The organism is Hymenobacter segetis, from assembly GCF_054776495.1.
On sequence record NZ_BAAHBV010000004.1, the window covers coordinates 73,293 to 95,920 of the forward strand.

General features: G+C 57.2%; 17 protein-coding genes. 7 read left to right on the top strand and 10 right to left on the bottom strand.

What is annotated here, in order from left to right; genetic code table 11:
- Positions 1-45: 45 nt before the first annotated feature.
- The 8 genes from ACYU70_RS21190 to ACYU70_RS21225 form a co-directional block, all read right to left on the bottom strand.
- Complete coding sequence (locus ACYU70_RS21190; RefSeq protein WP_342298881.1) at positions 46-588, bottom strand: hypothetical protein; 543 nt, start codon at positions 586-588, stop codon at positions 46-48.
- Between the two features lie 146 nt (positions 589-734).
- On the bottom strand, positions 735-1,541 hold the full coding sequence (locus ACYU70_RS21195) for a class I SAM-dependent methyltransferase (protein WP_342298879.1): 807 nt from the start codon (positions 1,539-1,541) through the stop codon (positions 735-737).
- 159 nt (positions 1,542-1,700) lie between these two features.
- Entirely contained in the window at positions 1,701-2,711 is a 1,011-nt protein-coding gene (locus tag ACYU70_RS21200; protein ID WP_342298878.1) for a type I glyceraldehyde-3-phosphate dehydrogenase, read from the bottom strand.
- A 77-nt stretch (positions 2,712-2,788) separates the two neighbouring features.
- Positions 2,789-3,496, bottom strand: coding sequence for a hypothetical protein (locus ACYU70_RS21205; protein ID WP_342298876.1), 708 nt, complete (start codon positions 3,494-3,496; stop codon positions 2,789-2,791).
- Between the two features lie 81 nt (positions 3,497-3,577).
- Complete coding sequence (locus ACYU70_RS21210) at positions 3,578-4,018, bottom strand: hypothetical protein (RefSeq protein WP_460616116.1); 441 nt, start codon at positions 4,016-4,018, stop codon at positions 3,578-3,580.
- 45 nt (positions 4,019-4,063) lie between these two features.
- Entirely contained in the window at positions 4,064-5,176 is a 1,113-nt protein-coding gene (locus ACYU70_RS21215; RefSeq protein ID WP_342298871.1) for an epoxide hydrolase family protein, read from the bottom strand.
- A gap of 54 nt (positions 5,177-5,230) precedes the next feature.
- Positions 5,231-6,046 (bottom strand): alpha/beta fold hydrolase, encoded by an 816-nt coding sequence (locus ACYU70_RS21220; protein ID WP_342298870.1) that lies wholly within the window; start codon positions 6,044-6,046, stop codon positions 5,231-5,233.
- Between the two features lie 542 nt (positions 6,047-6,588).
- Positions 6,589-8,295 carry an FAD-dependent oxidoreductase gene (locus ACYU70_RS21225; protein ID WP_342298869.1) on the bottom strand — a complete coding sequence of 569 codons (1,707 nt, stop codon included), beginning with the start codon at positions 8,293-8,295 and terminating at the stop codon, positions 6,589-6,591.
- A gap of 461 nt (positions 8,296-8,756) precedes the next feature.
- Between ACYU70_RS21225 and ACYU70_RS21230 the strand changes: the two genes are divergently transcribed.
- Positions 8,757-10,802, top strand: a complete 2,046-nt coding sequence (locus tag ACYU70_RS21230) for a sigma 54-interacting transcriptional regulator (RefSeq protein WP_342298868.1) — start codon at positions 8,757-8,759, stop codon at positions 10,800-10,802.
- A gap of 393 nt (positions 10,803-11,195) precedes the next feature.
- On the opposite strand, the gene ACYU70_RS21235 is transcribed toward ACYU70_RS21230, so the two are convergent.
- Positions 11,196-11,441, bottom strand: a complete 246-nt coding sequence (locus ACYU70_RS21235; protein ID WP_460616117.1) for a hypothetical protein — start codon at positions 11,439-11,441, stop codon at positions 11,196-11,198.
- Between the two features lie 186 nt (positions 11,442-11,627).
- Positions 11,628-11,969 (bottom strand): hypothetical protein, encoded by a 342-nt coding sequence (locus ACYU70_RS21240; RefSeq protein ID WP_460616118.1) that lies wholly within the window; start codon positions 11,967-11,969, stop codon positions 11,628-11,630.
- On the opposite strand from ACYU70_RS21240, the gene ACYU70_RS21245 reads away from it, so the two are divergent.
- From ACYU70_RS21245 to ACYU70_RS21270, 6 genes are all read left to right on the top strand, one after another.
- Entirely contained in the window at positions 11,946-13,733 is a 1,788-nt protein-coding gene (locus ACYU70_RS21245) for a tetratricopeptide repeat-containing sensor histidine kinase (protein WP_460616119.1), read from the top strand. The two genes, ACYU70_RS21240 and ACYU70_RS21245, sit on opposite strands and share 24 nt — an antisense overlap.
- Positions 13,734-13,921: 188 nt before the next feature.
- Positions 13,922-16,222, top strand: coding sequence for a sensor histidine kinase (locus ACYU70_RS21250; RefSeq protein ID WP_342301581.1), 2,301 nt, complete (start codon positions 13,922-13,924; stop codon positions 16,220-16,222).
- An 88-nt stretch (positions 16,223-16,310) separates the two neighbouring features.
- Entirely contained in the window at positions 16,311-16,934 is a 624-nt protein-coding gene (locus ACYU70_RS21255) for a TetR/AcrR family transcriptional regulator (RefSeq protein WP_342301580.1), read from the top strand.
- Between the two features lie 19 nt (positions 16,935-16,953).
- Complete coding sequence (locus ACYU70_RS21260) at positions 16,954-18,366, top strand: TolC family protein (protein WP_342301578.1); 1,413 nt, start codon at positions 16,954-16,956, stop codon at positions 18,364-18,366.
- Positions 18,367-18,415: 49 nt separating this feature from the next.
- Positions 18,416-19,522 carry an efflux RND transporter periplasmic adaptor subunit gene (locus tag ACYU70_RS21265; RefSeq protein ID WP_342301576.1) on the top strand — a complete coding sequence of 369 codons (1,107 nt, stop codon included), beginning with the start codon at positions 18,416-18,418 and terminating at the stop codon, positions 19,520-19,522.
- 16 nt (positions 19,523-19,538) lie between these two features.
- Positions 19,539-22,628, top strand: coding sequence for an efflux RND transporter permease subunit (locus ACYU70_RS21270; RefSeq protein WP_342301575.1), 3,090 nt, complete (start codon positions 19,539-19,541; stop codon positions 22,626-22,628).

Here is a 22,628-nt window from a genome sequence, read left to right on the forward strand (position 1 = left end):
AGCGGCGCAATACAAGGATTCAGGTTACTAGCAGCTTTAAGCAGCTCATTCAGCTAGTAGTGTCTGCAGGCGGGCGACAGAACGTCGAAAAGAGCGCCGGAAATAGCTGTTCACTACCCAATGGGCGACCAGATAGCTACCGACAAGCAAACTGCCTAAGCCAAGCAGTCCTACCCCGCCTGCAGGCGTTAGCCCCCGGCTGTGCATGACTCTTGTGCCAATGGCCAAGGCACTAGCTGAAGCTACAAGCAAATGCCCGAAATAGAAGTAGTAGAGCAGGCGGGAAAGCCGGTGCAGCATCCGCAAAGCATCGCTCCCCCCTACTGTGATGGCGGTAGCCAAGCTGCGCAGGAGATAGAATTGTCGATAGTAATAGTAACCCAACACGGCGCCCAGCGCCAGCAGAATGCTTGCGAACTGGCTGGCCTGCGGGTCGTGAAAATGCAGTAGCCCGCCGATAATAGGTGTACTGACCAGACTTTTGCCAATGGCGTCAACCCACGTATTACGACGCAGAATTTGCACTATTCGGGCTGCATTCGCGGTGCGTACCGCCTGAACGGCGGTTTGTCCTACGGGCGGTGACATGGCAAGCCAACTAAGTTAAAGGACAGTTCTATGCATTCATTAAACGCGGGCTTGGTTGTTCGAAACGCTGGCCACGCGTAGCCATTCATACACTGGCCCCGTGCCGCCGGCCGGTGGTAGGCCAACAAAGCCGCCGCGCGGTCCGGCTACTTGCTGGCTTCGAATACCAGCGCGTGAAGGGGCGTTCGCAAGGGGTGGTTGCCCAGCTGAGCGCTGAATTCCTGCTCCACGGCGGCTTGAATCTTGGGTAGCAAAGAGGGGTCTTTTTCCTGGATAGCCGTGGCGAAGGGCAGTCCTTGAATGAACCCTTGCGCCGCGATAGCCGCGGTTTCGGCCAAGCCGGTTTTCTTCACTGACGTAGCGTTGACATGATGGAACCCCGCTTCAGTAAGCGCCTGCAAAACAACCTGTGCATCGGCCATGGAAAACGGCCCGAGGTGCTGGGGCACCGGATTGCCGCCGAGGAAAGCGTGTAATACTTTGTTGACAATGGCCCAGGCGGTGTTGTCCTGAATAGCACCCCATGTGTTGAAAATCAACTTGCCACCGGGGGCCAGTACGCGATGAATTTCCGTCAGGGCTTTGAGTTTATCAGGCACGAACATGAAACCGAATTGGCTGGCTATCAAATCAAACTGATTGTCTTCGTAGGGAATGGCCGAGATATCCACCACGGCCCAGGTGACGTTGGGCGCTAGGGTTCTTTTGCGGGCCACGGCCATCATGTCTGGGTTCAGGTCGGTGGCGGTAAGTTGGGCCGATGAGGGCAGGCGCTCCAATAGGAGGTTGGTCAATCGGCCGGTACCGCAAGCCAGTTCCAGCACGTTGGTTACCGGAGCGTAGTCAATTCTATCCGCCAGGTCGAGGGCGTAGGGCTCAAACAAGAAAGGCCCCAAGTAATCGTCGTATTGCTGCGGAATGGTGCCGTTGAAAGTGATAGTGGGCGCGCTCATGGTCGTGATGCTGTGGAGAAAAAGCAGTGGGGGCGGAATTGCCCTGCAAAGGACGAGTCGGCAAATGACCGTTCTCTTGCCAAATGGCAATAAATGAGGATACTAAATAGGTGGCTATCGAAGTACCAATAGCTTCACGGCCACCCGTCGGCACGGAGGCTAGAGGCGCGCCGCCAGATAGGCGGCGACTTCGGCCAGGCGGTTCGAGAAACCCCATTCGTTGTCGTACCAGGCCGCCACCGATAAGAGGTTGCCTTCTTTAGCTGTCAGCGGCAAGTCGATGAGGCAGGAATGCGGGTCGCCTACGATGCGAGAGGAGGCCCACTCGTCTTCCAGCACGTCGATGACGCCGTGCAGGAAATTGACAACGCCCTCCTGCGCAGCGGCACGGAAAGCATCGTTCACCTCCTGCACGGTGCATTCCTTTTCGGTCACCAAGTTTAGTTCCGCGATGCTGCCGGTGCGGGTGGGGATGCGGTAGGCTTTTCCGGTTATTTGCAGGCCGGGCCAGATGAATTGCAGCGCCCGGGCCGCTCCTGAAGAGGAGGGAATGATGTTCTCGGCGGCGGCCCAGGAATCGCGCCGGTCCTTCATGGGCTGGTCGGTCAGCGACTGGGTGTTGGTGTAGGAATGCAGCGTCGAGAACAGGCCATACTGAATGCCGAAGTTTTCCAGAATGACCTTGATGGCTACGGCCAGCGCATTGGTGGTGCAACTGCCCATGCTCACAATGTGGTGCGCGGCCGGGTCGAAGGAATCGAGGTTGATGCCCTTGAGCAGCACGGCGTCGCAGTCGGCCAGCGTCTTGCTGGCCGTGCTCACCAGCACGCACTTTGCGCCCCGGTCGAGATGCACTTGGGCCCCGGCGCGGGTGGTAGCCCGGCCCGAACAGTCCACTACCACCGCTGCCCCCAAAGCGGCCCAGTCAGGGACTTCCTTGGCCGAGTTGAGATAGGGAATTTTACGCTCTCCAATCGTCAATTGGCCGGTACTGCCCGCAACGGGCTCGTGCCAGCGGCCATAGTTGGTATCCACGGCAAAGAGTGCGGCCAGGGTCGCTTCATCCCCGATGTCGGCGATGGCCACGGGCTCGAATAAGCCCTCGAGCAAGCCTACCCGCAGAAATTGCCGCCCAATGCGGCCGAATCCATATAATGCAATACTGGCCATGATGCAAGAATTAAGTTGGGTTACAGATAATCGGTTAAGTCTCGGGCGGCAACTAATGGCTAGGCAGGCGTCGCCGGCTACTGAGCCAGCGCTTGGGTAGTCGTCAGCGGTTTGCCCGTAATCAGCTGCCGAATAGCAGCCAGATGGGCCAGGATAACCAGGGGCACGATACAGGCCGGCAGCCACACGAATGGGAAGTACAGAACGGCGATGTTGGGCTGGTCGAAGCCAAAATGCTGGAGAGGTCCGGGCACGGACAGCAGGGCATTGACCAGAATGTTAAGCACCAAGCCCAGGCACAGCAGGTTCCAGACGAGCAACGCGCTCCGGCCCAGCAGCTCCCGCCGAAAAACGAGGAAGTACATCACCGGCGCACTCAGACCAGAAAAAATGTCCCAGTTGCGGCCTTCAAAGGTCATAAGCTTTGGCACGGCGTGGTGCATGTACAGCACTAGCAGGCCTAACTCGACGAAAATGCGGACCGTGTGCAGAAGGGTGAGCTGGTCCAGACGCAGGCCGTCGACGTAAGCCCGCCCCCGGGCAGAGAGCATCAGGCTGACAATGACCAGCACCGGCGGCAGCACGGCCAGCGCTAGGCGCGGCGGCGTGGAGCCGGGCCTCGCCGTGTAAAACCCGCTCAACCCCAGTGCGGCTTGCAGCACTAGCCAGGCCAGCAACACATAAAGCGTCGTTCGCGATTTATTGGCGGCCCGGTAGAATTGCCAAACGGTAAACGCCGTGAGGAGCGGAAAAACAAAGGACAGGGCGGTGGGTACGGTTTGCATGAGAATAGTGCGGTTGGTGTTCGACAAAGGAACTGGGGCGCGTCAGCGCGTCTCTTGCCATAAGGCAAGAAATCAGCGGGCTCATTTAGCGGCGCGTTGGTCAGTAAGCCAGGAGTTAGCAGGCCCCTCGTCGATGAAGGCAGCCGCGCGGTAGCAGGTTTTCAGCGGATTGGAAAGCGCGGGGGTTACCACATTCGCGTAGTGATGGAGGGATGACGGGGCCACCAGATAAGCGGCGTACACCAGTTGATTATTTGGAAAAACGGCGTTGAGCATGGGACAGAACTCGTGGAGCACCCATTGGTCCTGTTCAACTGTATTGCTGCCACGCCGGCGCAAATCCAGGAGCCACTGCCAACAATCGTGTTGCACAGCCAAATCCAGCAGCGCGAAGTAACTGGCCCGGAATAAATCTTCACTTGGTACCGGACACAGCCAGCGGAAGACAATTATCCGCTCTTGGCTACGGTACGAAATACTGAGAAAAGACGGGAGCAGCGTGCGGACTGTGGCATTATCCATAGCATGGAAAAGGGCTGCCTGAATGACAAGCGGCTGCTTGCCCACTCATAGGGTTGAGAAAAAAGCACGGAGGTCCGCGCTGTACAGCACGGGCTCTTCCCAGGCTGGAAAATGGCCGCCTGCGGGCATTTCAGTGTAGCGCTGCAGATTCACGCAGGACTCGACCCATTTCCGCGGGGGCACAATAGGCTCCTTGGGAAACGAGGCCACGGCCGTGGGCACGGCAATCTTAGCCGTGGGCACTAGTTTGGTCCAGTCGTAGTAAGCATGCAGCGACGACTGAACTGAGCCGGACACCAGATAAATCATGATGTGGGTCAACAATTCATCCCGGGTGAAGGTGTTCTCCAGATTGCCATGGTTGTCAGTCCAGGCGTTAAATTTTTCTGTCACCCAGGCCGCGTAGCCCAGCGGGGAGTCAACCAGCGCAAAAGCCAGGGTCTGGGGTTTGGAGCCTTGCAGCAGCAGGAAAGCGCCTTCCTGAAAAAGAAATCCCGGCAGCGCCGTGGCGAAAGCACGGGCGGCTTCCGACGTTTGCAGAATGGCTTCCGTGCCGGTCGGCAGCCCCACTTCCGTCAGGTGGATGCCCCGCACGCTGGCGGGGTAGCGCTCGGCTAGCTTCTTGGTAATGATAGCCCCGATGTCGCCGCCCGCCGCAAAAAACCGCTCATAGCCCAACCCTTCGGTCATCAACTGGTGCCAGGTGTCGGCAGTGGATTCCAGCGGAGCCAGGTCAGAAAATCCAAACCCTGGCAGAGAAGGAATTACGACGTCGTACGACTGGCCGGTCCCATTGCCGTGAGCAGCTGGGTCGGTGAGCAAAGGAATGACTTTGTGGAAACGATAAAAGGAGTCCGGCCAGCCGTGCGTCAGAATGAGCGGCTGGGGGTTCGGCCCTTGCCCTTTGATGTGAAGAAAGTGTACCCGCTTGCCTGCGATTTCGGTCGTAAACTGTGGGTAGCGGTTTAGTTCGGCTTCCTGCCGGCGCCAGTCGTAGCCCGTTTGCCAGTGCGCGAGCAATTCCTGTACGTAGGCGATGCTGGTGCCTCGCTGCCAACCCGTAGCCGGCTCCGACACTATGTCCGCATTCAGCACCTTCTGCTGAATGCGGTCGAGAATGGCCCCAGCGACGCTAATCGTAAATGGAGTGATGGTCATGATAAGTACGGAAGAAGCTACTAATTGGGTGGCCGTGTACAGCTAGTGGGAACACTATTTGGCTATCGTCATTAGCGTGCTCGTGACCTGGTCGGGGATGGCCAGGAACGGGCAATGACTGCTGTTGAGCTGGTAGGTATGAGAAACGCCGGCGGCCCTCACCATGCGTCTTTGCAAGTTGTAGCCCACCACATGGTCTTGCAGTGTGTGGATGTAGTACTTGTTTACCTTGCCAAAATTGGCCGCCGTCAGCACGGCAGGGTCTAGGAAGGGCAAAGTGGGCTCGGGGCGGTAATTGGTTACCAACAGTTGCTGCACCGCGGCCGAACCATCCTGCAGAAAAAGCCCGGCTAGGTTGGGAGTCGGGATGCCCAAGGTGGGCGGCGCAATGGGCGGGATAATGTTGGCGCTCAGCTGCGAGGTACTGTCGGTGTTGGCCAGGTCCAGCAGGGACTGCCCGTTGGCCGGTAAAAAGGCGCCGATGTAAACCATTTTATCAATCCGGTTGGGAATCTGCTCGGCAACCACCGAAATAACCATCCCCGCCAGGCTATGGCCCACCAACACCACATTGCCGGGCAGGGGGTTAATGGCGGCCACTACTTTGTCGCGATACTTATTAAGAGTTAGGGTATTGGGGTCGGTCTGGTCAGCTCCGTGCCCGGGCAATTCAACCAGCACGACCTTCTGACCCTGGTCTTCCAGTTGTTTTTTTACAAACTGCCAGGCGAATGGGGCTTGCCACGCCCCATGCACCACTACGAACGTGGTGGGCGTGGGCGTAACGGCCTTGTCATCATCTGAACAGGCCGAAAGCCAGAACGTGAAGGCCAGGGCCAGGAGTAAACGGAGCATCAAGGGCTTTTTCATAGCATTAAGAAGGGTTAGTAAATGGAGAACTATGGTCTAGAATGATGGTATTACCAGGCATTGATTTCTGCCCTATCGCCAAAGAGTTTATAAACAGCCATTTGAGCCAGCCCGTGGGCGTCTATCTTGCCTGCTCCCACAATGCTGCAGGTGAAACTGCCTTTCTTCCGTCAGGAAATGCAACGGTTATGCCACGGAAACTCAACCGGACCAAGTATGTCCACTCAGCAGTGCGCTACTGCGTATACTTTTCAAAATCAATGCCTTAATATTTGTCAAGCATCTACTTGTCCAAAGAAAGCGAGGTGATTCCCGTATTCAAAAGGAAAAGCCGCCTGGACTTATCCAGTATTTTTGGATAAATCACCTGGTGTTTTTGGATAGTGATTCCTCAATGGTCTTTATTGGAAAATGCCCGCCATTTGTTAGGTAAAGAATAGCTCTCACTACTGGAGCAGCGGCTTTATCGCCATTTACTATGCTACCGGCCTGTGGGTCCGCGACCTACCTATTGGAGTCGTTAATTGCCATAGCATAGGAGGCTATTTCTGCACTGGTGCCGGTTCAGAGCTTGGTAAGGCGACAAGCAACGACTCAAAATAGTCGTGCACACAGGATACGGCAACTCCTCCCTCGCCCACCCCTGCTGCTACCCGTTTGACAGAACCCGCCCGCACATCGCCAGCTGCAAAAACACCTGGCAGAGAAGTTTCTAAAAAGAACGGGTCACGCGTAAGCGGCCACTTGGGCACCATATGCGTGCGCACCACCGCGCCGGTCAGTACTCCCCCCTGCTCATCGCGGGCTACTGCTTCGGGCAACCAGGCGGTGCGCGCATCTGCCCCAATGAGCACAATCAGCACACTGGTGGGGCGAAGCGTTGTCTCATTCGTAAGCAAATTGGTAACGGAAATAGCTTCCAAATGCTGTCGTCCCGCTACCCCAGTCACCTCGGTATACGGCTCGACGCGCACGTTGGCCTTGGTGGCTAATTGGTCGATGAGGTAATGGGACATGCTCGCCGCCAAGCCTGACTTGCGCACCAGCAGCGTGACCTGCCGGGCATAGCCAGAGAAGAACATAGCCGCCTGCCCGGCGGAATTTCCACCACCAACTAAGTACACATCCTGGTCGCGGGCAGTGGCAGCCTCGGTGCGGGCTGCCCCATAAAAAACGCCACATCCAAGAAAGCGGTCAATCTCTGGCACCCGTAGCCGCCGCCAATCCACGCCGGTAGCCAGCAAGACCGCCCGGGTTCGGACAACCTCGTCGCCGTCCAGCACGAGTTCGTGCTGCTGGTCACCGCCTGTGCGCAAAGCAACCACATTGCGCGTGATGACGATATCGGCGCCCAACCGCTCGGCTTGTTCAAAGGCTTTCCGGCCCAGGTCGTCACCAGCAATGCCGGCTGGGAAACCCAAGTAGTTTTCAATGCGTGAGGAGGTGCCCGCCTGCCCCCCGGGCGCTTCGCGCTCAATCAGGAGAGTCCGTAGCCCTTCCGACGCAGCATATACGGCGGCAGAAAGCCCGGCCGGGCCCGCTCCTACAATGGCCAGGTCGTACACTTGGTCAGCCGGCGTTGTTCGCATCCCCAAGCTGGTGGCCAAGTTGCGAAGGGTCGGGTCGGCAAGGAGTGTGCCATCGTGCAAGCGAGCGTACAACGCGTGCTCGGATGCTACTACCTCTCGGCCCAAATCTGTCCTAATCGGCATAGTGGAGCTTGTAGCAGCCCAAGTGAACAGGACGTTGTTGCGGGCCAGAAAGTCCCGCAACGCATAGGCGGCCGGGTCCCACGGATGGCCATAGAGCGTGACTTGGGAAGTCGGAATCCTAAGGGCTAGCTTTTGCAAACCAATCAGGCTAGGCATCATCTCCTCCGTGATGGTCCGGGCAAAATCCGGTAAATCAGCCATCAGCCGACGAAAGTCCTGAGCATCGAGCCGCAGGACGCGAGCTGGTCCCACCGCCCTTACACTGACAGGGAAGGCGGTGCCCAGCAAAATAGGCACTTCGCCGATGTGCTCGCCGGCCGTGCGGGTATGGACCAGTTGCTCCACTGCCCCGACCCGCTTTGTCAGTTCGAAGGTCCCGGTGAGAAAGTAGTAAAAAGCAGGAGCTTCTCCTTCATAGGTGAGGTAACCATTAGAGGCCACCTCAATCTCGGCGGATTGGTTAACCACATTTGTACACTGTTGGTCATTGAGCGAGGCAAAAAGTACGGCAGAACGAACGGTATCGAAATTGACCATGGAAGGAAACTGATTAAAACACTATAATCAGCGTCGACCCAAACACTTTGTGTGCCACGTCCCAGGGCCCTTACCGTTTGCTGCTAAATGCGCAACCACTGCTTACTGGCGAATGCAATTCCGCTGAAATTGAAGCCTTGTTTACTGCCTCGGCGCTCCAGGCATCATCCAGTTTTTTTGGAGTTCCACAATTATTTCGGGTATGTCGAACTGGAGCCTGCTTATCAAGTATGGCCTACATCGTTCATGATGAGCTCAAAAGCCGGAAAATAAAATACTGCGTAGGATTGGTCCCATCTTTGGGTGGCACCAATCCTACGCAATCAGGGCTGAGAAGCTTTACGAAGGATTCGGCTCTGTCTTACTTTTAGCAGTATCTTAATTGGTTGGTATCATACTTTGCTTGTTGACCAGTGATGCAAGGTTCTGGGTGATGGGTCAAGTGCCCTAATTAGTTACAAATGGAAGCTCTTACTCCCTCAGCGCCAGCACATCCCTTCGACTGTCAGGTTCTGATTGTAGAAGATGAGTATGTAATCGCCAATAACCTGCAGTTGATTCTGGAGCAAGCCGGCTATGGAGTCATTGGGATAGCCGATTCCATTGCGGAGGCGCACGCCCTGATGGCCGAGACCCGACCGGATATGGTGCTCCTCGACATCTACCTAAAAAGAAAGGAGCGCGGCCTGGACCTGGCCAAGCACTTGTTTGACGAGCACATCCCCTTTATCTACATTTCGGCCAATGACAACCCGAGTGTGCTGGAAGAAGTGAAGGCCACCTTCCCCAACGGCTACATCGTCAAGCCTTTTCGGGAACAGGATGTGCTCATGGCCCTCGAAATTGGCCGCTACCGGCACGCCCACGGCGTGGAAATGGCACTACGCAAGGAGAAAGTGCTGCAGATAGCCATTACTGAAGCGTTGGCTGGTAGTGATGGGTGGGAGGTGAAGCTGCTGCAGCTCGCTCAACTGCTGCAGGAGCACATTCCATTCGACTTCTTCTCAGTACGGCACCGCAAAGCCGGGGCCGATACCTTTTATCGCTACTACCGGGTCGGATTTAAGGAATACCAGAGCATTTCGCCCGCCGGTTTCCTGCAAATGACGAAGCGTGCAACCGCCATACCAGCAGAAGAAACGGCCGCGTCCGACCTCTACAACCACGAGGCGTTCAAAGCGCTGTGCAGGCAGCACCCCCTTGTTCAGCTAACGGCCAAAACCTTTAAACTCAATTCGGCTCTGCTGTTTTCCCTGGTCGCTGGCCAAGGGGAAACGTTTGACATTTCGTTTTTCAGCCGCCAGCCCGACGCGTATCGTTTCGAGCACTCGGTTCTGCTGGACCGTCTGGAACAGCCCATCTTATTTACGCTCGAACGGGCTTTGGCCTACGACAAGATTGCCCAACTCAGCGAGCAGCTACGGCAGGAAAATGCCTACCTGCAGGAAGAGGTCAAAACCTCGGCCAACTTTGAGGAGATTATTGGCACAAGTCCGGCCCTGCTGCAGGTATTCAACCAAGTGACGCAGGTAGCTCCAACGGACACCACGGTGTTGATTTTAGGGGAAAGTGGCACAGGCAAGGAACTGTTCGCCCGGGCCATCCACAACCTATCGGGCCGCAAAGACAAAATGCTGGTCAAGCTGAACTGCGCTACGCTGCCGGCCACGCTCATCGAGTCCGAACTATTCGGCCACGAGCGGGGGGCATTTACCGGTGCCACCGACAAGCGGGTGGGTAAGTTCGAGCTAGCCAATGGTGGCACCATTTTCCTCGATGAAATCGGCGAGTTGCCGCTGGAGCTGCAAGCCAAGCTGCTGCGCGTGCTACAGGAAAGGGAAGTGGAGCGCGTGGGGAGCAATACCCCCATCAAAGTGGATGTGCGCATTATAGTGGCCACCAATCGCCACATTGAGCAGGAAGTAACTGCCGGACGCTTTCGGCTCGATTTGTACTTCCGATTGGCCATCTTCCCCATCATGCTTCCACCGCTTCGGGAACGGCCCAGCGACATCCCATCGCTGGCTGGCTTCTTCGCCCTGAAGTCGGCGCGCCGAATGGGCAAGCCTTTTGCGGGCATTCCGGAGGGGATGCTCCAGGAATTTCTGCGCTACCCTTGGCCGGGCAATATCCGGGAGTTGGAAAATGTTATCGAGCAGGCCGTGATTATTAACGACGGCAAGTCTCCCCTGTCGTTAGGCCGGCCCTTGGCCAATAGCTTGTTTTTGGGGTCTTCGCAAGCTGCCGTAGCTGGAGGAGCGGAAGGGCAGCTGCCACCCGCTTCCCAGCCCAAGGCCCTAACGGATGTTAAGTTGATTCAGGAAGAGGCCGAGCGCGAATTCATCATGTCCATTCTTCAACGGACTAATGGCCGTGTGCGAGGCAGCGGCGGAGCAGCGGAGCTTCTTAACCTGAAGCCGACTACCCTGGAGTACCGAATGGGTAAGTTAGGCATTCGCAAAATTATAGGCCTTAAGCCCGAAGAGGCACCGATGGATCCCAACTAACTTCCCGTTTTACCAGTCAGCAGCCAGGTTTTACTACACTGAAAGCATGGCCACATTTAGAAAGGCCAATTTAACATCACCAGATGTGAAGTAATGCGTTCGCTTCCTGATTCTGCATTCGGCGCATCACGCGTCGCGTGCTGGTCCGCAACGGCGGCGGTTGAAACCCACACATGCCGCGGTGGCTGCCTGCCCAGTTGGCAGGGGCCAGCCCACCAAGTCACTTGAGCAGAGATATGCCTACCAAAATCGGTGAGCAAGTGCGCATACATTCTGCGGTCAACAGTAATCTCACACGTAGTTATCTCGCGGTTGGATGAGTAGCAGGCACTTTTGAATAAAACCCACTTACATGCTGCCTTAACCAACTCAGCCATGCCCAAAGTGTACCTGTTACTGGTTCTGGCTTGCCAGATTGCCGGCACAAGCCCGAAGGCTGCGGCGCAACCTTTGCCCCGCCACTACTCCATGCCCGAATTGCGCCAGCTCGTGCGCCGAGGCAACGCGGATACCACGCGCGTGAAATGGCTTCTCCAGCTTAGTGCCTTTTACCTGAATAAAGCAGAGCAAAGCCAGCAAAGTGTTGATAGCGCGCTGGTATTTGCTGCGCAGGCTGGCGAGTTGGGTCGCCAGCTGCATTTTGAGCCGGGTGTGGATGAGGCACGGTTTCAAACCGGCCAGGTGTATGCCAAACGCGGGGGTACGCGCCAGGCGCAAGCTCTGATGCGAAGTCTGAGCGATACGAGCCGCATTAAGTTGGCCTTGGAGTTGGGCAAAAACCAGCTGCTCCCGGGCAAAGCTCAACCAGCGGGCCGCGACAGCGCCCTATACTTTTTTCGGCAGGCTAAGCGCCTGAGCGACGCGGCCGGCCTGCGCCACTGGCAAGACGAGAGTGTCTTTCAACAGGGCATTCTCTACATTCAAGGGCAGCAGGTGCCGCGCGGAGAGGCCCTCTTCAGGCAGGTCATTAAGGCCGCCCAAATAGCAAATGACAAAGCGGCGGAAAGCCGTGCCTGGTTCCGCCTGGCCGACAGCTTTACGCCGCTGGGCCGGGATAAATACACGGCCCAGCGGCTGGAATACTTCTCTCAGTCCCGGGTGCTTGCCCGCCAGATTAATGACCGAACCCAGGAAGCAGCCAGTTTGCTGAATATCGGCTTCATCCACATTTATCAGGGTAAGCGGGCGGAGGCAGAGCAGGATTTGTTGGCCGTCGTAGCCATAAAAAAGGCCGCCGGCCAGAAAGATGCTTACTTCGCCCTGGAAGCCCTGCACGAGATTGAATACAACAAGGGCAACAACGCCAAATCGCTGGCTTACCTGCTCCAAACCCTCCGTAGCGTGCAGGAAAGCGGGCACGAGGAATTGCTGGACTACGTTTACGGGATGTTGGGCAGCTTGTATTTGGAGCTGGACGAGGTAAACACCGGGGTTGCTTACCTGAAAAAATCATTGGCCTTGAGCCAACGCAATGGCCAGCTGACCCCCGACGTCCGAATCATCAGCCGGTTGGTCAGTGGCCTGGTTAAACAGGGAAAGGCGCAGGAGGGACTGCGCTTTTTGCAGAACGTTTCCCGGAAGAACGTGCCGTTTTCGCCCCGGAATAAAAAGACCCTCGCAGAAGCAATGGCCCATTGTTTCATTGCCTTGAAACAGTACCCGCAGGCGGAGAAATACCTGCTTCAGAGCACAGCTTTGGATTCGCAAGTTGATGCGTATGGTGCCGAGTCAACTTGGCTAATGTTGAGCCAATTGTATATTAAAACCAAGCAATACGCCAAGGCCCGGCCGTACTTAAAAAAGCTGCTGGCAGTTCATGACGGGATGATTATACCGGCAGATATTATTGCCACCGTTCACCTGGCCAGTTTCCAAGTTGATTCGGCGGCGGGCGATTACCTGTCGGCCATTGCTCACTACACCCGATACAAAGCCCTAACGGATTCCATCTTCTCGGCCAGCAAAACCCGGCAGGTCGAAGAGCTCAAGATGCAGTATGCAACCACGCAAAAGGAGCAGCGCATTCAACTCTTAACCGCAAAAGAGCAACGCCAGCAGAGCCAGTTAGACCGTGAGCGCATCATTCGCAACGGCATCATCGCGGGTGCGGGGCTGTTGGTGCTATTGCTGGGCGTGAGCTACAACCGCTACCGGCTCAAGCAGCGCAGCAACCAGTTGCTGGAAAAGAAACAGTTCGAAATCAACCAGAAAAATCACGCATTGGAGCAGGTAGTGAGTGAGAAAGAACTACTGCTGGTGGACAAGGACCAACTGTTGGAGGATAAGGAGTGGATGTTAAAGGAGATTCATCACCGGGTGAAAAACAACCTGCAGATTATCACCAGCCTGTTGCACTCGCAAACCATTTACCTCACGGATAAGGCGGCGTTATCGGCCATCCGCGAGAGCCAGAACCGGGTGCAGTCCATGGCCCTCATTCACCAGAAGCTCTACCAAGGCACGCAGCTGGCCAGCGTACCCATGCAGGCCTACGTGCTGGAAATTGCGAATTACTTAATTGCCTCATTCGATAGCCAGCACTTCGTCCGGACCGAGCTTGCAGTAGCCGACGTGGAGTTGGATGTATCACTGGCCGTGCCCGTGGGCCTGATTCTCAACGAGGCCATTACGAATTCCCTCAAATACGCCTTTCCGACCCGGCAAGCAGGCATCATTCGCATAGAACTCACCCGCTCTGTGAAAACTTACGTGCTTAGCATCCGTGACAACGGCGTGGGATTGCCCGCCGACTTTAATCCCCAGCGTAGTCGAACCTTGGGATTGAGCCTGATTCGCGGCCTAAGTAAGCAGATTGATGGGCGTTTGCAAATTGACGGGCAACAAGGCGTATGCATAACTTTGGCGTTTGATGACGTAGAGGCCGTGACCCGGGCGAGCCGGCAGGATGCGCGCGTGTTGGCCCAGGACTAGGCCCAGGACTAGGACTAGGACTAGGACTAGCGAAGTGAATCCGCAATTCAGGCATTCGCAGCAGTTGCAAAATGCGGCCTGTCGCCCTGGGTTAATCCAGTTCAGGCATTATTAAAGGAGCCAGAAAACTGTCGTATCTTAATAGAACAAAGCGCTGCCATATTCATTCATTGGAGTTGATGGTCAACATGAAGCTCCTACTACTTTTTCTGCTTCTTTTTGGCGCTGGCCGGCTAGCAAAAGCGGAGCCTTTAGACCCTCTGTTAGGCCGGGCCTCTGTGGATAGCCTAAAAGCCAGGTTATGGCAATGCCCGCCGGATACAAACAGGGTTAACCTTTTGCTGCAACTAAGCAATGCCTTGGTTACCCGGCGCGAGGAGCTGTTATTGAATTTGGATAGCGCCTATGCCTACAGCCAGCAAGCCCGGTTTTTAAGCGACTCATTGCATTTTTCCAGCGGCAAAACCATCAGCCTCTATCTTACTGGACGCATCCTCCCCTTCCTCCACAAGGCAGCGCAAGGCACGGAATTGCTTCGACAAGGTATAGCCCAGAGTGTGGCCCTTCAGAATAAGCATCTGGAAGCAGATGGCTGGTTCTACTTAGGCATTGCCTATCGCGCCAATACGGGCGACCTATTCCGCTCCTTAGAGTGTTTTGCAAAAGCCCGGCGCCTTTACCTGGCGACGAACGACCCGGAACGGGCGGCGTATCTGCTCAAATGGATTGCCGACATTCACCTTGCCCAGGCACGATACGCGCAGGCGCACGACGAACTGCTGCAGGTGCTGGCCGAGTACCGAAGCGTCGGCTACCGCCGCTTGCATTACACGTTTGACTTACTGGTAGCCGTGGACGAGCAAATGGCTAACTACCAGGAGGCTATTCGCTTCGAATTGGCGGCTATTAACGGCGCGAAGGCAACGAATGACCTTGTCTATCTGAGTAATTTCTACATGCGAATGGCGGAAATTTACGAAACTCTCCGCCAATATGCCCCCAGCCTGACCTATCGCTATCTGGCATTAGCGCAGATGAAGCGGGAAGAGAAAGCCGCACCGGCCGAAACGTACATGCGGGCCGCCTGCGCAATAGCCAATACGCTAATTAAAATGCATCAGCCGGAGCAGGCAGTGGCTTTATTACTGAAAGAGAGCCGGGCCAATCCCCCTGTCAACGATGTAACCCGCTATATGCTTGCCGAGGGTTTGAGCAATGGGTATGTAACGAGCAAGCAGTATGCGCTGGCCGAAAAGGCGGCCCTGAAAGGGGTGGCCTTAGCATCCTCCCTGGCCCACAGAAACAAAAAGTTCGACATATTCTATCGTCAAATTCAGTACGCGTCCTGCGTGTTGCTAGGCAGAATTTACACGGACACCCATCAGTTTGATAAGGCCCGGTTTTACCTCGATAAAGCAGCTACCATTGGCAGTCAAACGGCATCACTAACTGAAAATGCGGGCTTCTATTTGTTGCGCTTCAAGGTAGACTCCGCCCAGGGGAATTTATCGGCTGCCATCGCGCACTACCAACATTACAAAGCACTGAATGACTCCATCTTTAATACCCGCAGCAGCACGGTGATTGCCAACTTGCGCATGCAGTACAACACCGAAAAGCGGGAACACAACATGGCCTTGCTCACCAAGCAAAATTTTGTGCAGCGCGCCAGCCTTCGCCAGCGTGAGTTTCAGCGCAATGCCTTGTTCGTTGGCGCGCTGCTAATGGCACTTCTGCTGGGCCTGGGCTACAACCGCTACCGCCTCAAACAGCGCAGCAATCAAAAGCTGGAAGCACAGCAAGATGAAATAAACCAAAAAAATAAATCGCTGGAATTAGCCCTGGAAGACAAGGAATGGATGCTAAAGGAAATTCACCATCGGGTGAAAAACAATCTGCAGATTATCACCAGTCTGTTGTATTCGCAAAGCAGTTATTTGCAGGATAAGGCGGCTTTATCGGCTATCCGCGAGAGCCAGAACCGGGTGCATTCCATGGCGCTCATTCACCAGAAGCTCTACCAAGGCACACAGCTGGCCAGTGTGCCCATACAAAACTATGTGGCGGAAATTGTTAGCTACCTGATTGCTACTTTCGATTGCCAAGAGTATGTGCAGGCGGAACTAGCAGTCTCTGATGTCGCGCTGGACGTGGCGTTGGCCGTGCCCGTGGGCCTGATTCTCAACGAGGCCATTACGAATTCCCTCAAATACGCCTTTCGACCGCAGGAGGCAGGCGTAATCCGCGTAGAACTCAGCCAGGTTGAGAAAACTTACTACTTGCTAATCAGCGATAACGGCATAGGCTTTCCCGCCGACTTCAACCCCCAGCGCAGTAGAACCTTGGGACTCAACCTGATTCGAGGGCTGAGTAAACAACTTGATGGTCGCTTACATATTAGTGGTCTGGGTGGCGTGCGGATTGCCTTGGAATTCGACGAAATTGAACTGGTCGCGCGACATGCGGCGGAACACTTGACGGTGGTTTAAGCTAGCGGGAACCGGAATTATTTTTGTTTTGTAGGATAGTGAACAGTGTTAACTATATTTGCACCGTAATCATTTCTTCAGCATCACCGTGGGTATCACCGAACGCAAAGAGCGCGAAAAGACCGAACGGCGTCAGGCCATCCTGGCGGCGGCGCAGCACCTGTTCAATGAGCAGGGGTTTGAGAAAGTGAGTATGCGAAATATTGCCGAGGCCATTGAGTACAGTCCTGCTACCATCTACCTGTATTTCAAGGACAAAAACGAGTTGCTGTTTGCCCTGCAAAATCAGGCTTTTAGTCAGCTAAAGCAGGCTTTTGATTCGGTATTTGATATTTTTCATCCTGCCGAGCGCCTCCAGGCAATAGGCCATCAGTATCTGCAATTCGCTTTCAAGCACCCTGAACTGTTTGAGTTGATGTTCATCATGACCGGCCCAATGGAAGCCGTAGAGGCACGAGGCGAGGCCGAGCCCTGGGCCAGTGGCCGGGCTGCCTTTAATCGAGTGGTGCAGGTCATGCAACAGGGCATGGACGCGGGGGTATTCCACTGCGCCGATGCCGAAACGGGCGCTCTGATGGTGTGGAGCCAAGTACACGGATTAGCTGCACTATTCCTTCGTAAGCGGCTGATGATTTTTTCCGAAGAGCGTCGCCTAACAATAATGGACGAAGCAATGGGGCTGTTTAACAAAGTGCTTCAATATGGGCTGTGACCCTTTTTTTATTCCTACAATGAACACTGTACACTTGTTTATCGGTGGTAATAGTCACCTGAAGCGTTTGGCTCAAGCTATTGCATTGAGCAGTGTTTGGACAACCCAGCCTGCTGCCGCCCAGCTTGCTAACCACACACTGCAAGCCTACGTGGAAACGGGTTTGGCCCAGAACGTAGCGCTACGTCGCGAGGGCATTGCCGTGGCCCTGACAACCCAACAGGTGCGCCAGGCCGCTGGGCTTTTTCAGCCCCTAGTTCAGCTTGGTGCGACCTACTCATTGGCCAACGGCGGCCGCACCATCGACCTGCCGGTAGGCGACCTAGTGAACCCGGTGTACAGCACCTTGAACACGCTGACTGGCACGAACCGGTTTCCGCAGATTGCCAATGTGTCTGCACAACTGCTGCCTAACAACTTCCAGGAAACCAAAGTCCGCATTATTCAGCCGCTGTTCAATACGGATATCTATTTCAACTACAAGGCCCAAAAGGAACTGTTGTCGGCCCAGCAGGCACGGCAGGCAGCCTACCGCAACACGCTACGCCACCAGATTGAAGTGGCTTACTACCAATACCTGCAAGCGGGCTCGGCCGTTTCCATCTACCGCACCACTACCCAAACCTTGGCCGAACTACTGCGCGTGAACCAGGCCCGCCTGAACGCCGGCCTCACCACCAATGACGCGGTGTACAACACCAAGGCTCAGCTCGCCGGCAACCAGCGCGACCTGGCCACCGCCGCCAATCGCCGCCAGTTGGCCCGCACCAATTTCAACTACCTCCTCAACCGGCCCCTCGACGACAGCATTGCCGTGGAAGAGCCCTCCGGCACTACCCTGGCAGCACCGGAGGGTGCCAACCTAAGTGCTTACCGCACGGCGTCCCTTGCGCAAAGGCCGGAGTTGGAGCAAGTAACCCACGCCGAAGCGGCCCGCGCGCTGGGTTTGCGCCAGCGTCGGGCGGCGAGGTTATATCCGCAACTGAATTGGGTGACGGACCTGGGCTATCAGGGCTACGGCTACCACTTCGACGTCCCCCAGCAGCGGTTTCAGTTTATGCAGTTCGCGTTAAGTTGGGACTTGTTTCGGGGCGGCATTAAGCGGGGTGAAGAGCAGTTGGCCCGCTTGGCGCTGGACGATGTGCAGGCCCAACGCGCCGACCTCGTGCAGCAGTTGCAGCTGCAAGTCACCCAGGCGTACGACAACCTTGCCTCGGCCCGCGAGGCCAATACGGCCGCCGTCGCGGCCCAGCTCAACGCCGAAAAGAGCTTCGCCATCGTGCGCCGCCGCTACGTGGAGGGCCAGGCCATCGTGCTGGAATTACTCGATGCCACCGCCCGCCAAACCAACGCCCAGCTGGCACGGGTCATCGCGGGCTACGACGTCTTCATCCGCGAAGCCGAGCTGCGGCAGGCCCTGGCCGCCGAGTAAGGGCCCCCCCTTCTTTTTCGCTGTCATTTCATATTACAGGTTTTGCGTCATGAAAACCCCCGGTTTCTCTTTCCATTTGCTTGCGGCCGTGGTGCTGGCAGGCACCTTGCTCGGTAGTTGCAAAAAAGCCCAGCCAGTCGCTACTGAAACAGTAGCAACCGATAATATAGCCGTAACCCTGGCTCCGGTCCAGAAGCAGCAGCTGGCCCAACCCATTACCGCCTCAGGGCGGCTCAGTAGCGAAACGGAGGCTCGTCTCTCCTTCAAAACCGGCGGCCTCGTGCGCCGGGTGCTGGTGAAGGAAGGCGACTACGTGCAGCAAGGCCAGTTATTGGCCGCGCTCGACCTGACCGAAATCAGCGCCCAAGTGGCCCAGGCCGAGCAGAACCAGACCAAAGCCCGGCGCGACCTGGACCGCTTCAGCCGCCTGCTGGCCGACAGCGCCGCCCCGCGCGAGGCCGTGGAAAACCTGCGCACAGCCTACGCCGTGACCCAGGAGCAGGCACGCATTGCGCGCTTCAACCAGCAGTTTTCCGAAATCCGAGCCCCGGTGGCCGGGCGCATCGTGCGCAAGCTGCTCAATGAGGGCGAGCTGGCCGCGCCCGGCACGCCGGTCCTGTTCATGAACGCAACCACGGGCAACGATACCTGGATTCTCCAAGCAGGCGTGGCCGATAAGGACTGGGCGCGCCTGCGCGTGGGCGACCCGGCCACCGTGCGCCTCGACGCCTACCCCGGCCGCGACTTTACGGGCCGGGTGAAGCGGCTGGCGGCCGGGGCCGACCCCGCCAGCGGAACCTGGCAGATTGATATTCAGGTTCAGCCCGAAACGGGCGCGGCCCTAGCCAGCGGGCTGTTTGCCCGCGCCACGCTCCGGCCCCAGCAGCAGGCCACCTACCACATCATCCCGGCTGAGGCCCTGGTGGAGGGCGAAGGCGAAAATGCCTTTGTGTTCGCACCGGCCGCGAGTGGCGGGCGGGTGCGCAAGCTGCCCATTCGGGTGGCTTTTGTGGAGGGCAACCAAGTGTATGTGCGCACCGGCCTCGACTCGGTGGCCCAGGTCGTGACCAAGGGGGCCGGCTTCCTCACGGAATACTCCACCATTCAGGTCCAATCGGTGAGCCCGCACGCTGAGCCGCTGACGACAAGCAACTAATTTTTAAGTCCTGGCCATGCGTCGCTTTATCGAATTTTTCGTCCAGAACCGCTCGTTCACGCTCATTCTGTTCGTGGCCCTGCTGGCGGCGGGGTTGCAATCCCTGCTCACGATGCCCCGCGGGGAAGACCCGGAGGTGAACTTTCCTACCTTCACGGTGGTGGCCGTGTACCCCGGCGCCTCGCCCGCTGACCTGGAAAATGACGTGGTGCAACCGCTGGAAAAGCGGTTCAACGAGTTGGAAAATGTCAAGAAGGTCAATTCCACGGCCGATGATGGGCTGGCCATCGTGAAAGTCGAGTATGACTTCTCGGTGAGCCCGGAGGAAAAGTACCAGGAGATGGTGCGCGAGGTGAACGCCGCCCGCCCGGAACTACCCGCCAGCCTGCAAAGCCTGGAAGTGAAGCGGTTCCAGTCGTCGGACGTCAACGTGTACCAGTACATGCTGCTTGGCCCCAATGCCTCGTACAAGGAGTTGGAGTTCTGGGCCGAAAAGCTCCAGGACCAGCTGGAGCAGGGCGTGGCAGGCTTCAAGAAAGTCGAAACCTGGGGCTACCCCCAGCGCGAGGTGCGCGTGGCCCTGAACCTGGAAAAGCTGGCCCAGCAGAACATTCCGCCCGCGGCCATCCTCGGCGCGCTGCAAAGCGAGAACCTCAACATTCCCGGCGGCAGCGTGGAGGTAGGCAGCCGGCGCTTCAACCTGAAAACCAGCGGCGACCTGCGCACACTCGCCGAGATTGAAAGCGTGGTGGTATACGCCCGGGGCGGTAAAATCATTCAGCTGCGCGACGTGGCCGACGTGCGCTTTAACTACGCGGAGGCCCGGCACATTACTCGCCTCGACGGGGTACGCGGCGTGATGATAACGGCCTCGCAGAAGCCCGGCCAGAACATCATCAACCTTGAAAAACAGGCCGGCCCGGTGGTAGCGGCCTTTCAGAAAACCCTGCCCGCCAACCTGCGGCTAATCACCACCTTCGACCAGGCGGCCAGCGTCAGTCACCGGCTGGCGCGGCTGGGCAAAGACTTCCTGTTGGCCATTCTGTTGGTAAGTTTGACCTTGCTGCCGCTGGGCTGGCGCTCGGCGGTGGTGGTGATGATTTCCATTCCACTCTCGCTCAGCATCGGCCTGTTTCTACTCAACGCGCTGGGCTTTACCATCAATCAGCTCAGCATCGTGGGCCTGATTGTAGCCCTGGGCATTCTGGTGGACGATGCCATCGTCGTGGTCGAGAATATCGAGCGCATGCTGCGTACCGGTAAGAGCCGTACCGAGGCTGTGATTGAAGCAACTTCGCAGCTTGCCCTGCCCGTGATTGGCGTCACGGTCACCCTCATCATTGCCTTTGTGCCCTTGTTGCGGCTGCCGGGCTCGCCGGGCGCCTTCATCCGAGGGCTGCCCACGGCCGTGGTGACGGCGGTAGCGGCCTCCCTACTCGTCTCGCTCACCATCGTGCCGTTTCTGGCGTCGGGCCTGTTGCGGGAATCGGACAATCCGGAAGGCAACTTTCTGCTACGCGGCCTGCACCGGGGCGTGGATGCCACCTACGGGCGGCTGATGCACTGGGCACTGGGGCATCCCAAAGCGTCCTTGCTCGTGGCCTTCGGGCTGGTGGGTTTGGGGTTGGGAGTGGCGGTACCGCGCATGGGTTTCAGCCTGTTTCCCAAGGCCGAAAAGCCCCAGTTCCTGGTAAACGTGGAGATGCCCAACTCGGCGGGCATCCCCGAGACCGACCGCGTAACCCGCGACGTGGAGCGGGTGCTGGCCCGGCATTCGGCTGACATCATCCACTATACCACCAACGTGGGCAAGGGCCAGCCCAGCATCTACTACAACGTGCCTCAGCGCAACGAACAGCCCAATTTCGCCCAGATTTTTGTGCAGTGCCGGGCCGAAACCTGGGAGGAGAAAAATGCGCTGGTTCAGAAATTGCGTCGTGAGCTGGCCTCCTACCCCAACGCCCGCGTCGAAGTCAAGGATTTCGAGCAGGGCCCGCCGCTGGAAGCACCGGTGGCCGTCCGGATTTTCGGCGACAACCTCGACACGCTGCGTCGGCTCTCGATGCAAGTCGAGCAGGAGCTGCGCGCCGTACCAGGCACCACCTACCTCTACAACCCGGTGGCAAACCTTGCCACCGACTTAAAAGTCGACATCAACAAGGAGAAAGCCGGCCTGCTGGGCGTGGCAACAGCCGACATTGACCGCACCGTGCGCTTGGCCGTGGCCGGCTTGCCCGCCGCCGAACTGACCGAGGGCAACGGGCAGGACAAGCTGCCCGTGACCGTGACCCTGGCCCGCACCGGCGGCTTCCAGCAGCTGGCTGTGCTCGACCGCCTTTACGTGCCTGCCGCTACCGGCCGGGTGGTGCCCTTGCGCGAGGTGGCCGACGTGCGCCTGCAAACGGCCGCGCCCGCCATCCGCCACCTCGACCAGGCCCGCTACACCACCGTCAACGCTTTTGCCAAAGACGGCTACCTCTACGCCACGCTGCAAAAAGCCGCCGCGAAGCGGCTTGATAAGCTTAAGTTTCCGCCCGGCTACTACTACAAGATGGCCGGCGAGCAGGAAAACAAGGATGATGCCCTCGCGGGCTTCGGCACTACCATTTTGCTTTCGTCCTTCGCCTTCGTGCTGGTGCTCGTGCTTGAGTTCGGCTCCCTGAAAAGCACACTGATTGTGCTCTCGGTGGTGCCGCTAGGCGCGGTGGGTGGGGTGCTGGCCTTGCACTTGGCGGGCTATCCGTTTTCCTTCACGGCCATCATCGGTTTCGTGGCCCTTATCGGCATCGAAATCAAGAACTCCATTCTGCTAGTCGATTACACCAATCAGCTGCGAGCCCAGGGCCTGCCACTGCAGCAGGCCATTGAAGAAGCCGGCGAAACCCGCTTCATCCCCATCCTCATGACCACGCTCACGGCCATCGGCGGGCTGGTGCCGCTGATTCTGGAAACAGCTCCGCTCTATACGCCACTGGCCTGGGTGCTCGTGGGTGGGCTTAGCTCGTCGTTGCTGCTCTCACGCATCGTCACGCCGGTGCTCTACAAGCTGCTGCCGCCCGATGTCGCGGTAATTCCAGCACCTGCTCCCACCCTGGCAGCAGCCTAA